This is a genomic window from Dysosmobacter acutus (assembly GCF_018919205.1).
In the GTDB taxonomy this organism is placed as follows: Bacteria; Bacillota; Clostridia; order Oscillospirales; family Oscillospiraceae; genus Oscillibacter; species Oscillibacter acutus.
Window position 1 is genome coordinate 301,638 of the sequence record NZ_JAHLQN010000001.1, and the last position, 16,083, is coordinate 317,720.

The 16,083-nt window shown below is 57.2% G+C and carries 11 protein-coding genes and 1 pseudogene; 4 read left to right on the top strand and 8 right to left on the bottom strand.

The features are described from left to right. Positions 1-16: 16 nt before the first annotated feature. The gene (locus KQI82_RS01395) at positions 17-1,636 is read right to left on the bottom strand and encodes an amidohydrolase (protein WP_216557660.1); all 1,620 of its coding nucleotides are present in this window, start codon (positions 1,634-1,636) and stop codon (positions 17-19) included. A 327-nt stretch (positions 1,637-1,963) separates the two neighbouring features. Between KQI82_RS01395 and KQI82_RS01400 the strand changes: the two genes are divergently transcribed. From KQI82_RS01400 to KQI82_RS01420, 4 genes and pseudogenes are all read left to right on the top strand, one after another. Continuing rightward, entirely contained in the window at positions 1,964-3,559 is a 1,596-nt protein-coding gene (locus tag KQI82_RS01400) for an amidohydrolase (protein ID WP_216557662.1), read from the top strand. Positions 3,560-3,671: 112 nt separating this feature from the next. Next, positions 3,672-4,738: pseudogene (locus KQI82_RS15540) on the top strand (TRAP transporter substrate-binding protein). Between the two features lie 137 nt (positions 4,739-4,875). Continuing rightward, a complete protein-coding gene (locus tag KQI82_RS01415) occupies positions 4,876-5,367 on the top strand; it encodes a TRAP transporter small permease (RefSeq protein WP_216557672.1) in 492 nt (163 codons plus the stop codon). Then, entirely contained in the window at positions 5,364-6,644 is a 1,281-nt protein-coding gene (locus KQI82_RS01420) for a TRAP transporter large permease (protein ID WP_216557675.1), read from the top strand. Before KQI82_RS01415 ends, KQI82_RS01420 begins: the two co-directional genes overlap by 4 nt. A gap of 169 nt (positions 6,645-6,813) precedes the next feature. Here the strand turns inward: KQI82_RS01420 and KQI82_RS01425 are convergent, their stop codons facing one another. The 7 genes from KQI82_RS01425 to KQI82_RS01455 form a co-directional block, all read right to left on the bottom strand. Next, on the bottom strand, positions 6,814-8,085 hold the full coding sequence (locus KQI82_RS01425) for a nickel pincer cofactor-dependent isomerase, group 22 (protein WP_216557678.1): 1,272 nt from the start codon (positions 8,083-8,085) through the stop codon (positions 6,814-6,816). Between the two features lie 332 nt (positions 8,086-8,417). Beyond that, positions 8,418-9,539: an ATP-NAD kinase family protein gene (locus KQI82_RS01430; RefSeq protein WP_216557681.1), complete on the bottom strand. Its 1,122-nt coding sequence runs from the start codon at positions 9,537-9,539 to the stop codon at positions 8,418-8,420. Beyond that, complete coding sequence (gcvPB, locus tag KQI82_RS01435) at positions 9,526-11,085, bottom strand: aminomethyl-transferring glycine dehydrogenase subunit GcvPB (RefSeq protein WP_216557684.1); 1,560 nt, start codon at positions 11,083-11,085, stop codon at positions 9,526-9,528. Before gcvPB ends, KQI82_RS01430 begins: the two co-directional genes overlap by 14 nt. A gap of 13 nt (positions 11,086-11,098) precedes the next feature. Next, on the bottom strand, positions 11,099-12,469 hold the full coding sequence (gene gcvPA, locus KQI82_RS01440; RefSeq protein ID WP_216557686.1) for an aminomethyl-transferring glycine dehydrogenase subunit GcvPA: 1,371 nt from the start codon (positions 12,467-12,469) through the stop codon (positions 11,099-11,101). 47 nt (positions 12,470-12,516) lie between these two features. Beyond that, the gene (locus KQI82_RS01445; RefSeq protein WP_216557689.1) at positions 12,517-13,437 is read right to left on the bottom strand and encodes an AEC family transporter; all 921 of its coding nucleotides are present in this window, start codon (positions 13,435-13,437) and stop codon (positions 12,517-12,519) included. 3 nt (positions 13,438-13,440) lie between these two features. Beyond that, positions 13,441-14,235 carry an SDR family oxidoreductase gene (locus tag KQI82_RS01450; RefSeq protein ID WP_216557692.1) on the bottom strand — a complete coding sequence of 265 codons (795 nt, stop codon included), beginning with the start codon at positions 14,233-14,235 and terminating at the stop codon, positions 13,441-13,443. Between the two features lie 219 nt (positions 14,236-14,454). Beyond that, a complete protein-coding gene (locus KQI82_RS01455) occupies positions 14,455-15,939 on the bottom strand; it encodes an aminotransferase-like domain-containing protein (RefSeq protein ID WP_216557695.1) in 1,485 nt (494 codons plus the stop codon). Positions 15,940-16,083 lie beyond the last annotated feature (144 nt).

Below are 16,083 nucleotides of genomic sequence, written 5' to 3' on the forward strand. Positions count from 1 at the left end.
CGCTTTGGCGCAGAAATTAAGAGCGGGAATACACTTCCCTGCCGCCAAGGTACGTCTTTTCCACCTTGATCTTCAGCAGCTCAGGCGCCTGTACGCCAAACACATCCTGATCAAATACCGTAAAATCTGCAAGTTTTCCAACTTCAATGGTTCCCTTTTTGTCCTCGTCGAATGAAGAATACGCGGCATTCTTGGTATAGAGGCAGACCGCCTCATAGCGGCTCAGCCGCTCCTGCGGCTGCCATCCCTTGGGCAGATACCCATCATAGCCGCTGCGCGTCTCCACCGCGTAGATGCCGACCAGCGGATTGAGGTTTTCACAGGGGTGGTCAGAGGAGCCGCAAAGCGTCAGTCCCATATTCATCAGGGTCTTCCATGCGAAAAGATACGGCGCTCTGTCCGGACCCACCCTGTCGTCGCTCCAATGGATGTTGGTGGAGACGTAGCCGGGCTGCATGTCGATAATCACACGCAGTTCCTTTAACATCTCTATAATCTTCGGATTGATAAGTGAGCAGTGGATCAGGCGGAAGCGGATCTGGTCCCAGGGCCGGGGATTGGCCTCATAGGCCTTTTTCAATGCCGTCAGCGTCATTTCGACCGCTTGATCCCCAATGGCGTGGACGCCGATCTGAATGTTCCGGTCATATGCCGCCTTCACCATCTCATCCAACTCTTCCTGGTTGTAATGGCATGTCCCGGAGGTTTCGGGCACGTCATAATAGGGCCTGGTCATCAGCGCGGTGTGGCCTCCAAGCGAGCCGTCGGTGTAGATCTTATAGAAGCCGTACTTCATCATATCGTCGCCCAGGCCGGTTCGGATGGAGCATCCGGGAAGTTCGTCGTCACCCATATAGATTCGGGCGCTCAGGCGGCCTTCATCATACAGATCCTGATAGAGATCGGTTTTCTCAAAGAGATTGCACATTTTCCCCTGGATCGGATGAATGCTGGTAATGCCGTAGCTGTTGCATCTGTGCAGGGCCTCGCCCATGATGTCCTTCAGTTCTTCATAGCTCAGATCGACACCGCCGTTGATGACGTTGACCATCTCAGCGGCCTCACGCTCATGCATGCAGCCGGTCAGCCTGTGCTCCGCGTCGCGCTCGTAGCCTTCGGTAAGCGCCGACTCCTCGCTGATGCCGCATTTTTGCAGCGCCAGGGAGTTTGCCACGCTGATATGGGTGCAGTAACGGCCAATGAGCACAGGGTTGTTGGGTGAAACCTCATCCAGGTCCCAGCGGGTCGGGAGCCGCTTCTCGTCAAACCTGGTGTCGTCAAAGGCACAGCCAAGAATCAGCTTGCCTTCAGGCTCCCTTGCGATCCGCTCCCTGATGCGCTCCTTTACCTCCACAATGGAGGTGGCGTCGGAGAGGTCAACCTTCAAAGCGTTCTTTGCATAGGTCTGTACGTGCTGATGGTTGTCGATGAACCCAGGCAGTACGCATTTGCCTCCAAGGTCAACAATTTCGCCCGTTTCCCAGGCGCCCGCGGCCTTTCCCTCGGTAACGATGCGCCGGGCTTCATCGTCATTGCCGCAGTAGAGGAACTTTCCGTTGTCCACAACGACCGCGCTCATGGCGTCGTTCTCGGACTTCATGGTGTAAATCTTACCATTGACATACGCAGTTGCCATAAAAGCCTCCCATCAGTTGCTCGGCATATCAAAATGCCGATGGTTAAAATAACGAAAATTCCTTGTGATTCTTTCGGAATTTTATACTTTTTATAATAGTGGTTTCACAGACCCTTTACCACAACCAAACTCAGCTCTGCGAGCCAACCAAGCGCTGCTTTTCATTCCCGTTTATCAAAAAATATAGATTGGTTGGTTTAAGAACCGACGATTGGTTGTGTATTTTTTGTGAAGAACGAATTATGATAGAAACATCAAATATAATATGTACAATTTGAAGTATCAAAATTGTCTATTATGTACAAAACAGTAAGGAGGGGGTTTGCAATGCCACTGCCTGTTGCGTATGTCAACGGCCGCATTTACACGATGGAGGCGGAAGGGGACACCTGTACCGCATTTGTCGTACAGGACGGAAAATTTACTTATTGCGGCAATGACGACGAGGCCAGGAAACTGGCCGGAGAAGTTGTTGACCTCAACGGGGCCACGGTAATTCCCGGCATGATCGATACCCACCAGCACCTTTTTGCCTACGCCAGCAGTCTGACCAAGCTGAACCTGAAACCCGCAAAGTCCATGCGGCAGCTCAAGCAGATGCTTCAGGAGTATGCAAAAAACATTCCCGCAGGGGAGTGGATTCTTGGCGTGGGGTTTGACAATGAGAAATTTGAAGACAGCAATGCCATGCCCACCCGTCAGGATCTGGATGAAGTCTGCGCCGACCATCCCGTCATCCTCTCCCGTTACTGCCTGCACTTTTTCTCCGTCAACTCCATGGGGCTTGAAAAGGGCGGCGTCGACAAAAACTACCGGCCCGCTGTGGAGGGTACGGTGGAATTCGGGCCCGACGGCGAGCCCACCGGCGTGATGTGCGATTCCGCCGCGGCGGATATCCTGGCCAAAATCCCCAACAAGCTTGCCTCGTTTGATGCGAAGAAGGATGCCGTTGAAGAGGCCTGCCGGCAGTTGAACATGCATGGACTCACCGGCGTCCACGCTATCCAGGGCAGGCACTGCGATTTGATGGAATACACGGATGTCTATCAGTCCCTGAAAGATGAGGGGCGGCTGAGCGCCCGCGTCTACCTCAGCTATGACGAGCTGCCCAACTGCTGCATCCGCACAGGCCTGGGCGACGATATGCTGAAGTTCGGCTTTTATAAGCTCTATGTGGATGGCAACATGGGCGGCCGCACCGCGTTTATGAAGGAGCCCTACAGCGACGATCCCACAACCACCGGCGTCGCCAACTATACGCAGCAGGAGTTGACCGACCGTGTCCGCGCCGGCTATGAGCGCGGCATGCAGGTCGGCGCCCACGTCATCGGCGACCGGGCGGCGGAGATGCTGACCACGGCCATTGAAACAGTATACCACGAAAATCCCCGGCCGGATCCCCGCTTCCGCATGATCCATATGTCTATTCTCAATCCCGACATCGTGGAGCGGATCAGCAAACTCCCGGTCATCGTGGATATCCAGCCCATGTTTATTTCCACCAATGTCAAATGGGCGGACAGCCGCGTGGGCTTTGGCGAGCGGGGCAGGTATCTTTTCGCCTGGAAAAAACTGCTTGACGCCGGAATCATCATGACCGCCGGCTCCGACAATCCCTGCGAGTCCTACGACCCCATGGAGAGCGTTTACGCCCTGGTCAACCGTAAGAATCTGGACTGTTACCCCGAGGGCGGGTGGCATCCCGATGAACGCATCGGCGTATATGACGCCCTGTCCATGTACACCAGAAACGCCGCTTACGCCTCCTTTGAAGAAGACAGCAAGGGGACGATCAGGGCCGGCAAGCTGGCCGACTTTGTGGTGCTGGACGCCGATATCTTTGGTATCGACACCATGAAGATCAAGGACATCAAGGTTGAGAAGACCTATCTTGGCGGGAATCTCGTATACTCCCGCAGCTGATCAACTATATGTGGCAGCATATTTTTGAATACAGGACCCACCAACTTTTAAAACAACGAAGAATGGAGAAATCGATATGAAGAAATTTGCAGCAATGTTTCTTGCCTTAGCCATGGTTGCTTCTCTCTCCGCTTGCGGTGGCAATGGATCCTCTTCCGGCAGCGCTTCATCCGGCGGTGCCTCTTCCGGCGGCGCTTCTTCCGGCGGCGCGGACCTTGGCGAGTACGCGCTCAAGACGCAGATCACCTCCACCGATAAGATCACAATCCGTATTTCCAGTGACGCCTCCGAAATCCACCCCTCTGAGATTGTCCTTGAGGAATGCTTCAAAGCGCCCCTTGAGGCGGCATCCAACGGTAACATCACCGTTGAGATCTACCCCAACTCCATGCTGGGTTCCCTGACGGAGAATGTCAACTCCATGCAGATGGGCGATCTTGAGATGGCATATCTGAACGACTCCATCCTCTCCGGCTTTATTCCTGAGTTTGCGGTCGTCGGCCTGCCCTATCTGTTCACCTCCGTCGACGCCGTCCACAACGCAATGGCCGGTGAATTCGGCGAGACTCTGAGTGAGAAGCTTGAGAGCCAGCTGGGTATCGTCAACTTGGGCTGGTGCGACGTCGGATTCCGTAACCTGACCAACTCCAAGCGCCCCATCACCTCCGTAGAGGACCTGAAGGGCCTGAAGATCGCACCATGACCAACGATCTGCATGTCGCTTACTTCTCCTACCTTGGCGCTCTGCCCACCCCCATGGCCTTCAACGAGCTCTACACCGCCATGCAGCAGGGCACCGTTGACGGTGAAGAGAATCCCACCGCCATGATTTGGAACAACAACATTCATGAAGTTCAGAAGTACATGACCGTCTCCGAGCACATCTGGACGTCCACCGGACTCTGCATTGCCAAGGCGTTCCTTGAAAGCCTGCCCGCCGACTATCAGGAGGCCATCCGTGAGGCCGGCGCCAACGCCACCGCCCTCCAGCGCGACATGATCACCGAGCAGAACGAGAGCCTGCTGCAGAACATCAAGGATTACGGCGTGGAAGTCACCGAGCTGTCCGACGAGGCAAAGGCCGACTTCCAGCAGAAGGCCAAGGAATCCGTCTGGGTCACCGCCGCCGAGCTCTATGGCCAGGATCTGCTTGATCTGGCTGATTCCTATAACAAGTAATTGCTCTTTTTCCTGTAGTCCTCAGAAAACTGCCGCATTTAGAAGAAACTATTTGGGAAGGCAGCGGGATTTCCGTTGCCTTGCCCTTAGTAGACAGAGCTCATCAAGTGCCATATTAAAGGATGTGAATCACAAGAATGAAACTTTTTAAGATCTTAAACAACCATCTGGAAGAATACTTACTGGTTCTTCTGATGATTGCAGAAGTGATCATCGTTTTTGCGCAGGTATTGACCCGGTTTTTGTTCAAGAGCCCGTTGGCCTGGAGTGAAGAGATCGCCCGTTATATTTTCATCTGGCTGGTCTGGATTGGCGCCGCCTATTCTACCAAAGAAAACAAGAATATCAAAATTGATATTTTGTCCAGTAAGTTTACCGGCACCACGAAAGTTCTTGCTGATATTTTTACCGGCGTTCTGTTTATCGCGTTGATGCTCTTTATGCTCTATACGTCCGGCAAGGTCACCTACACCGTCTATACCAGCAAATCGATTGCGACCGGCAGCCATATGCCCATGTGGATCGCATGGTTCTCCCTCCCTTTGAGCATGCTGCTGATGCTCTTCCGCTTTATCCAAAACAGCGTGCGAAGCTTTAAACAAAAAGATAGAACGGAGGGTGCCGCATGATTTTCAAAGCAATTCTGGTGTTTGCACTCCTTTTCCTCTTTATGATGCTGGGAACCCCCATGGCCGTTGCTTTGGGCGCCTCCACGGTCATCACCCTTCTTGCGACGACCAGTCTTGGCATTACCACCATTGCCACCGCCTGCTTCAGCGGGCTTGACTCCTTCCCGCTGCTGGCCGTCCCCTTTTTCATCCTTGCGGGCAATCTGATGAAATTCGGCGGACTATCCACAAAAATCCTTGAATTTGCCGACGCGCTGGTGGGCCACATCAAGGGTTCTCTGGGCATGGTCAGCGTTGTTGCCTCCATGTTTTTCGCCGCTCTGTCCGGATCTTCCCCGGCCACGGTCAGCGCCATCGGCTCCCTGACCATCCCCACCATGGAAAAAGAGGGCTATGACAGAGCCTATGCCACCGCCATCAACGCCGCGGCCGGCACCATCGGCGTCATCATTCCCCCCAGCATTCCCTTCGTGATCTACGGCGTGGTCGCCAACACCTCCATCTCCGATATGTTCAAGGCGGGCATTCTCCCCGGCGTCCTGATCGGCGTTGCGCTGATGATCGTCAACTACATAGCCGTCTCCAAAAATGGGTATGGTTTGAAAAACCACGCCTCCAAAAAGTTCTCTTTGGGGAAGCTCTGGCGCACCCTTAAGGAGACTTGGCTGGCCCTGATGGTTCCCATCATCATCCTTGGCGGTATCTACGCCGGCATCTTCACGCCCACCGAATCCGCCGTGGTCGGCATCGTCTACACGCTTATCATCGGCGCTTTCGCCTACAGAGAGCTGACCCTTGCCACGATCTATGACGCCATCCGCGAATCCGTTCTGGTAAACGGTCAGACCATGTTCCTTGTGGGTTTCTCCATGGGGTTTGCCCGGTTCCTGACCATGTCCCAGATTCCGGCCTCCATCGCCGCCAAGATCACGGCCCTGGACAACAGAATCCTTGTCCTGCTGATGATCAACCTCTTCCTGCTGGTTGTGGGCTGCTTCATCGACAACATCTCCTCCATGCTGATTCTGACCCCGATCTTTCTGCCCGTGGTCCAGAGCTACGGCATGACCCCCGTCCAGTTTGGTATCGTGATGACGGTGAACCTCTGCATCGGCTTTATCACTCCGCCCTACGGCGCAAACCTCTTTATTGCCTCCGCGATTTCCGACGTCCCCATTATGCGGATCGCCAAAAAGATTATGCCGATGATCTTTGCCATGCTGATCGTACTGCTGATGCTGACCTTTATCCCCGCGATCAGCACCTTTGCCATTTAACCCTCCCTCCGAAATTTTATTGTCAACGAAAAAGCCGGATCCAACTGGATCCGGCTTTTTTCTGTGTGGCCATTCCTCTGGCAATGGATTTTTTCCGGTCCACGGGTATTGCAAAAAGCGATTCCTGCCGCAAATACCGCGGCAGGAATCGCTTTTCCCCGGAGAGGCGTCAATCCAGTACAGTGACGCCCTCCATCTCCCCACATTCCGCCAAAAGGGAGCTGGAAACCTCAATTTCCGTCAGATGCAGCGTATCCGGAATGCGGATCACTTTGACCTTCCGGCGGTCAATACCCGTGCAGGTGGCAATGGCCGCCCGCAGAGCCGTTTCTTCGTCCTTCATGACAAGCGGAAGGCGGGAGCACTGCGGATCGCCGGAGGCCGTACAATTGGTGTATGTCATGGTGAAATTGATCTGCTGCAGCGTGGAAAAGGTGGTAAAATCGGCAAGGCCAAGGCCGATCGCATTCCCGTGGGACGCCTCCGTCAGTCCGTTGACAATGATGCGCTGAAACCTTGGGCCGGTATAGTCCTCAAATTGGATGCCGGTTTTTCTTCCCGTGATATTGGGGTCCATTCCGGCCCCGGTGATGTCCTTTCCAATGCGGTTCACAATCAGAATATCCGCGTCGCGGAACTGAATGCGCGGCATAAGCGATTTGCTAAGCTGGAGAAGCCCGGGCTCTTCGTCCATGATCTCCTCCGCGCACACCGCCCGGATCTGGTAGAGATGTTCATGAGCGTTTTCAATGAGCGCAATGGCAAAGCCAACGGGGAGCTTGTCCAGCATGACCTGCGCGATGGACGGGATCACCCGGGGAAAGTCCTCGATGGTTTCCTGATGAATGCGCGAACACCCCTTGTGCTTTCCCAGGCCGATGGCAAGCATCTTGCAGATTCCGCTCTCGTATGGCCCATGAAAGTCTGTGTGGCATTTGACGCGGCATATGGGGACAATGACATCCGCACCGGCCGCATTTTTATCGGCATAGGCGGGCAGGCCCGCCTCCGTATATCCTGCCAGCACGGTTTCCATGGAGCTGCGGATAGGGCAGCCCATGGCCTCTTCCGTGACGCCGTAGCCCTCAAGGATTTCCTTCTGAGCCTGGGCCTCACCGTTGCCGTGGCTGCCCATGGCGGGCACAATAAACGGCCTTCCGCCCAATTTTTGGATGTTGTAAACCGTACGCCTGACCACGCGGTCGATGCTGCAAATACCCCGGCTGCCCACAAGAAGCGCCACGGAATCGTCTCTTTTGATCTTTCTTCTCACAGCCTCGCGTTGAAATTCCGCGTCAACTGCTCCATCGATGTCAGCGACCCGCTGGTCGGGGAACTCCTGGCGGATGCGGTGAAACCGAGGCAGATTAAAGTCATAGGCCGTCGGAGGAAGCGTGGGTGCGGCAAAATCGCTGAAAACGCAGTTTTTGAATAAGTCCATATACATCCTCCTCTATTTACCTGCCTATTTTGTAAACCCAGCCGATACGTCCACCTCATATACAGGCTTTTCTTAAAAATACCACTGCCGCCTCCCTTTTACCACAACCAACCTCCCATTGCTTATCCAACCAAGCGTTTGCGGGAAAAGGGCCGTTCCGTCCAGCCGGTTCAGTACAGGAACCCTGTTCAGGCCGCCACCGGCAGTCCGCCTCCTCCGATTAAACCGGCAGATTTGCGGACGCTGTGGGCAAGGCATACCCCACTCTCCTCTTCCTGTCAAAAGAGAGCCCCCGCCTGAAGGCGGGAGCTCTCTTTATTTTATAGATTCCCTTACCGGCAGGGCAGGGACAGAAAATAGCCGTAGCCGCACAGGACGCTGTAAAATCCCCGCAGGGATTGGTTGACCTCTGGATCGCCGCAGTCAATGTGCAGCGTGTGGTCTTGAATGGAGAGAACCTTGGACTCCGGAGAGATCACAATGATCCGCTCCTTTCCCACCGCACGAAGAACCCGGGCGCTGAACTGATGGTTGCCCCGGCCGAACAGGAAGCCCTGTCCGCCGATGGGGGAGACGATGATGCGCATGGCTCCGTCTTTGGCATAGCTCCAAAGCTGCTCCTCTGTCACGTCCCTTTCTATCAGCTTTCCGTCCCGGATCACATCCACGCCCAGAAGCTCATAGGGAAGCCCCAGCCGCTGGGAGATGCACTTTGCGGAGGAACCGGAGCCGATGGCATAGGTGACGCCGCTTTCCATGTGCTCCTCCAGATAGCCGGCGATGGCCGCCATCTGATCCGCCTCCGTGGAGAAGCCGCTCTGCTTCATGGACTGGAGCTGCTCAGGCTGATCGGGCACCAGCATGGCGCCGTACAGCGTGGCGCTGACGCGGCCGGTGCGGTAGGCATCCTCGTCCAGGTCCACCACCTCCCGGCGGCTGGAGCTCATGGGAACCCCGCGTGCCAGCGTGGCGGCCACCGTTCCGGCGGCCTCCGGGTCCAGGGCGAATACCGCGGACTGGATCTTCACGCCGGCGGGAATGCCAAGCACGCTCACCCGCTCCCCCACAGCCTCGCAGATGTTGCGGGCCGTCCCGTCGCCTCCCGCGAACAGGAGGAGCTCCACCTTCTGGTCGGCAATGGCCCGGGCGGCCGCCATGGTGTCGGAGGGAGAGGTATCCTCTCCCTCCGCACGGCAGACCACCCGAAAGGGGAGTCCTAACTTCTCGCAAAGGCTCTGCCCCATGTCTCCGGAGGCCGTCAGCACCTGGACGTTCTCCCGGAAGGGCAACAGCATCTTCAGCGCCCGCTCCGCCTTGAGTCCGGATTCGGGCCTGGCGCCCCGGGCCCGGGCGGCGGAGAGCGCCGCGGCACCATCGGTGCCCTTCAGCGCCACCTTGCCGCCCATGCCCGCAATGGGGTTGACGATCAGGCCAAAGGTCTTAAGCGAGGCCATTTTGCTTCTTGTAGGCTCGCCATGTCACCGCCAGCTCACGCCAGTCGCTGATATGATCGTTCTCCAGTTTGGAGATGGGGCCGTTGTAGGGCGCGTTGAGCACCACTTCCGGGGTGGAGTAAGCCTCGTCGCTGATCTTCTTCAGGGCGCTCACATACTCGTCGATGTCCGCCTTGGAGTAGGACTCGGTGGGTTCGGGAGTGTAGGGCTCGGGGACGATCAGGGGATGGTGGCTGGCGAAAAAGCGCTGGAAGCCGAAGTCCAGCAGATGGCGGTTCACGTCCTCAGCGCCCACGCCGGTGTCCTTAAGCAGCTTTTCAAAGCTGTAGCGGACCTGCTCCAGGCGGTTGGGGGCCTCCTCGGCCCAGGACATGGAGATGCCCTTGACCTCGTTCAGGACCCGCTTCATCATGTAGTTGTTGTTCAAAATGGCGGTCTCGGCCACAGTCTCCAAGCCGTCGCGGCCCAGGCTCATGACCCAGGCATAGGAGCGCATCACAGCGGCCAGGGAGCCATGGAACTGGCGGATCTTGCCCACGGAGGCAGGGCCGTCGTAATCGGTGTAGTAGCGCTTGCCGTCAAAGCGGACGCGGGGACGGGGCAGGTACTTCTCCAGTTCCTCGCTGACGCACTGGGCGCCGCAGCCGGGGCCCATGCAGCCATGGGGGGAGGAGAAGGCCTTGTGCAGGTTGAAGTGGCACATGTCGGCGCCCAATTCCTTGGCGCGGACCAGGCCGAAAAGGCCGTTGTAGTCGGCCATGTCGCAGATGGCCAGCCCGCCCGCCTCGTGGACCACATCCACAAACTCACGGACAATGGGGTTGAAGACGCCGGTGTCCTCGGGATTGGTGATGAAGATGCCGGCGGTCTTCTCGCTGACCACCGCCTTCAGGTTTTCCAGGCTGGGATAGCCGTTCTCGTTGGGGAAAAGGCTGATGACCTCAAAGCCCTTGGTGGCGGGAGCCGCGGAGTCCAGGGGGTGGGAGAGGATGGTGGTGATGATCTGGGTGCGCTGCTCCGCCTCTCCCTTTTCCTCAAAGTATTTCTTCAGCACGGCCGCGTTGGAGTAGATGCCCTGGCCGCCGCCGCCGGGCTGGAAGGACACGGAATCCAGGCCGGAGATCTCCTTCATGATCTGCTCAAAGTCATAGATGATCTTCAGGACGCCCTGGGCGGTGTCGTCATCCTGGTAGGGATGCATCTCCGTAAACTTGGGGGAGCGGACGAACTGCTCGTTGATCTTGGGGCTGTATTTCATGGTGCAGGTGCCAAGGCCGATGTCGATGTTGATATCCTGGCCAATGGTCTCCTGGGAAAGTCTCAGGTAGTGGCGCAGCACTTGGGGCTGGGCCAGCTCCGGCAGAGCGGGCTTGCCCTTGCGCTTAAGGTTTTCAGGCAGCAGTTTCTCCACATCGCCGGTGACGCCCTTGACCTGCCCGGACACGTCGGGCACCAGCAGGCTGCGGCTGCCCGGCACGCTTTGTTCAAAAATCAGGGACTCATCCCACTGGGCTTCGTGGAAGTTCCGCAGTTTCGTATCAGACACGTTCGTTCCCTCCTTACAGAATGTTCTTCAGTGCATCAACCAGAGCGTCAATGTCGGAGAGCCCGGTCTTCTCAGTGACGCAGACCAGCATGGACTGGCCCTGCTCCGGCATCTGGACGCTCAGGTCGTAGCCGCCGAAAATGCCCTTGGCCAGCAGCGCCTTGTTGATCTCGGCCACGGTCTTGCCCGCAGCGTCAAAGTTCAGCACAAACTCCATGAAGCTGTGGCTTGCGCTGTAGGGCAGCTTGACGCCGGGCAGCGCGGAGAGCTTCTTCTGGGCGTAGTTGCTCTTGTAGAGGATGTTTTCGCCTAACTCACGCATGCCGTCGGGGCCCATGACGGCAAGATATGTGGCCGCAGTCACCGCCCACAAGCCCACGCAGGTGCCAAGGTACTCAATGGCCTTTTCACGGACATAGTAGCTGGTGCGCTCGGGCAGGGCGCGGCTGTAGCCGAACTGACCCTTGGAATTCTTGAAGATATTGTAGAGGTGATGGGGGTAGTTCATCACGTACTTCTCTTCCTGGCGGGTGGCCAGATAGCCGCCCAGGCCGCCGCCGTAGCTCATGTGGATGCCAAGGGGCTGGATCTCGCCGCAGGAGATGTCCGCGCCGTAGTCGGCAGGGGGCTGGACAACGCCCAGGGAGGAGGGGTCGGCGTAGACAATGTACTCCGCGCCCACGCTGTGGCAGAGCTTGCCGATCTCCTCGCACTGCTCTTCAAAGAATCCCAGAAACGCCGGGTTCTGGATGAAGACGCAGGCCACGTCGTCCGTAAGCTTGCCCTTGAGGTCCTCCAGGTCCAGCTGGCCGTTGGGACAACTGGCCACGCCCACCAGATTCATGCCCTCGCAGTAGCACTTGAGCTGGGAGAGCAGGCTGGGGTTCATGGCGGCGGGCACCAGGGCGGTGGAGCGGCCATTGATGCGGCGGGACATCATGATGGCCGTGGACGCGGCCTGTCCGCCGTCGTAGGTGGGGAAGCTGACCACATCCAGATCCAGCAGCTCACCCATCATGCTGGTGAACTCAAAGAAGGTCTGAAGCTTACCGTGGTCAGCATAGGTATCGCCGCTGTAGGCGGTGAGGAACTCGCTGCGGCCGTTGATCTCGTCGCACACAGCGGGCACATAGTGGTTATAGCAGCCGGCGCCCAAGAAGCTGATGTTCTCATCGCAGGTGCTGTCCTTGGCCAGGATGCCGTCCATGTGCTTTTTCAGGTCCATTTCGGACGTAAAGGCCTCAGGCAGGTCCAGGGGCCGTTTCATGCGCACCTCGTCGGGGATGAAAGAGTAAATCTCCTCAACAGACTTGGCGCCGATGAAATCCAGCATTTCCTTGCGGACAGCCTCGTTGCTGTTGGGGATATAAGGATACTGCGTCATTTCGTTCGCCTCCTATGTAACATTCGCGGCATTGCCGCCAGTTGAACTTAATGCAGGAATAAAACTGCCAGAACGGGCAGTGACAGTGCGGAAAGAAGGGTGGAGACAAAGATGCTTCTGCTGATAAAGCCGCTGTCCCGCTTCATCTGCAGCGCCAGCATCAGCACCATGGAGCCCGCCGGCATGGCGTTGCTCAATACCGCCAGATCGCCGAAGTAGACGTTTACCCGGAGCAGCCGCGAGAGGAAAAAAGTGACGGCCGGCAGCACCAGCAGCTTTGCCCCGCAGTACACATAGGACCAGGGGTCGGTGACGGACTGGCGGAAGGGGTACATGGCCAGCGAGGAACCCAGAATGATCATGGACAGAGGCGTTGTCATGCTGCCCACCATATAGAGGGTGTCGCGGACAATGGGCGGCGCGTCAAAGCGCACCAGATACAGCACCACCGCCAGAAGGGTCATCACAAATCCGGGCGTCAAAAGGTCCTTTAGGCGGAACTTCCGTTTTTCTCCGCTGTCCGGGGCCAGCGTGCCGGCGGCATAGGTGTTGTAGAAGAAGTAGTAGGCAAAGTTCAGCAGCGTCATCTGGAAAAAGGCCGCGTTCCCATAGAGGGACTGGGCCAGGGGCGCGCCGATGAACCCCGTGTTGCCGAACACCATCAAACATTCAAACTCCCGCCGCTTTTCCGGCGGAACCCGCAGCAGCCATGAGACGGCCTTGCCGAAAAAAATCATGGCAATGTAGATGCCAAAGCCTGCTCCCAACAGGGCCAGGGCCTCCAGCCTGTCGCCGGGCTGACCCATCATGGAACACAGCAGCATCATGGGATAGACCGCTGTGACCACCATGGCGGAGAGCTTCCGGTTCACATGGTCATCCAGGATGTTGGCCTTTGCCAGCACAAATCCCAGGGCCATCATGCCGTAGAGCTGGATCAGTGTCCGGGCCAGCAGTCCGACGTCCACCTCTTACGCGTGGAGAATGTTAAAGGTCTCGGGCAGGGTGCTGCCGCCGTCGATGACCACTTCGGTGCCGGTGATGTACTTGGCGTCGTCAGAGGCCAGGAAGGCCACCAGATCGCCGATCTCCTCAATGTTGCAAAGGCGCTTGAGAGGAATGAAGGACGCCATATCCCGCATGGCGCTCTCAGGATCCTCGGGGCGGTTGTCGGCAGCAACCTGCTCAATCTTGGGGGTGCGGACCCAGCCGGGGAGCACCGCGTTGACGGTGATGCCGTGGGGGCCGGCCTCATAGGCCAGGGCGCGGGTCAGGGCGGAAACGGCGCCCTTGGTCATGGAATAGGTGGTCTGCCCCTCATCCACCACTTTCGTGCCGGTGACGGAGGAGGTGTTGATGATGCGGCCGTAGCCGGCCTTCAGCATATAGGGATACACGGCCTTGGACATGTTCCACACGCCGTAGATGTTGACGCCGAAGATGAAGTTGAGGGTCTTCACGTCCATGTCCTCGAACTTGACGCGGCGGTTGACGCCGGCGTTGTTGTGCAGGATATCGATCCTGCCGTACTGGGCGACAATGTCGTCCACAACCTTCTGCACATCCTCTAACTTGCTGACGTCCACCCGGCGGCTGTCGGCCTTCAGGCCCATCTGCCGGATCTCCTCCGCGGCGGCGGTTACGGACTCCGCGAAATCCAGCAGGATGACGGTGGCGCCGTGTTTGGCCAGTACCTTGGCGCTGCCGTTGCCGATACCCTGGGCCGCGCCGGTTACAATCGCGATTTTTCCATCCAGTTTACCCATTTTATCTTTTCTCCTTCAAAAGCCCTCCCGGTTCCGGGCAGGGCAGAATTGACTCCGATCTAACGGACGCCTTTATTATAGCGGTATCGGTTCTGTTTGTAACCAACCAAGCGGGGCGAATTAAAACAACCAAAGCTTACCCCATTTTTTCCCATTTTGCGGATTTGCAAAAAAGCGGGGAAACGGCAGCATACCGTTTCCCCGCTTTTCTTTTTTTCATCAGCCCCGGCCCATGGCCCGGAGAATCTCCGCAAGGCGGCGCATTCCCAGTTCCATCTCCTCGGCCGAAAGATATCCATAGGTCAGGCGGAGGGAAGAGGAATATCCCATGTCGTATACGCTGCCGGGCAGAATCAGCAGCCCCTCCTTCAGCGCCCGGTTGAAAAGCTGCTCCGCCGACACCCGGTTTTTCAGCTTGATCCAGATGAAGAACCCACCCGCGGGACGATTCCACTCCGCCAGGTCGGCGAAGTACTTCTCCAGCAGGTACATCATCAGGTCCCGGCGCTCCCTGAGCTGCTGGCGAATGGTATTGACCCCCGTATAGTAAAGGCCGCTCCGGAAAAGCTCCTCCACCACCTGCTGGGTCAGCACGCTGACGCCGTAATCCATCTGCATTTTCACATCGGCCAGCCGCTGAACCACCGATTCCGGACCCACCAGCCATCCAAGCCGCAGCCCAGGTGAAAAGCACTTGGACAGGCTTCCGATATACACCACGCTGCCGCTCTGGTCAAGGGCTTTGATGGGAGGGGGCGGCATCTCGTCCAGCCACAGATCACGGAACACATCGTCCTCGATCACGGGCATGTGGTTTTCCTTGCAGTATTTGAGGACCTCCCTGCGGCGGCTCACCGGCATCACGCAGCCGGTGGGGTTTTGAAAGGTGGGGATGGTGTAGAGCAGAGAGTGTCGGCCGTTGGACTGGGGCTCCCGGATCATCCAAGGCAGTATGCCGCTGGCATCCAGAGGCACTCCCTGAAGCTCCGCCCCCACGGACTGAAAGATATTCAGCGACCCAAGGTAGGACGGCGACTCCACATAGACCGTGGACTTGGCCTGGACAATACCCGTGGAAATAAGCTGCAGGGCCTGGAGCGCGCCGGAGACGATCAGAATGCAGGACAGCGGCGCCTCAATCCCGATCTGGCGCAGGTGGGTCTGCAGCGCGGCGCGCAGCCCCGGCATGCCCAGCGGGTCCGGGTAGTTCATAAAGAGGTTTCGTGTTGAGAGGCTGTTCAGCACCTTGCGGGTCAAATCCATCTGCACCAGGTCCGGCGACAGCTCGCCGGTGCTCAGACGGGTGATCCCGTCTTCAAACTCAAGGTGGTTGATGATCTGTACCGTGGGCACGTTGGCGCGAAAGCCTCCGGCCCTGATATAGCTCTGCCAGTCCGGCGCCTTGTCCTGCATCAGCAGTGACCAGCTGTCGTTGGCAATGCGGGTCCCGCCGCCAAAGCCGCTTTCGATCATTCCAAGAGAAGCCAATTCGTCCATGGCCTCCACAATGGTGCTGCGGTTGACCCCAAACAGTTCGGAGAGCTTTCTTTGGGAGGGGAGCACCTGGCCGCTCACCCAGTCGCCGGAGGAAATCTTCTCGCTGAAATAGCTTACAATCTGGCTGTATAAAGGGATTTTGGACTGCCGGTCCGGCTTCCAGCTGATGGAGATGGCGTCTGTTCTCTTCTCTCCGTACTCTCCCATTGTCCCCCTCCTTAAAACATGGCCTCCTCCGGCACTTCCCCCAAAGGCAACACTATATTTAATGATCTAAATACATACGCTCGTTTACCACTATATTCTGATTTTTCCCAATAGTCAACACCTCCGGGTGAAAAGGCCCCCGGT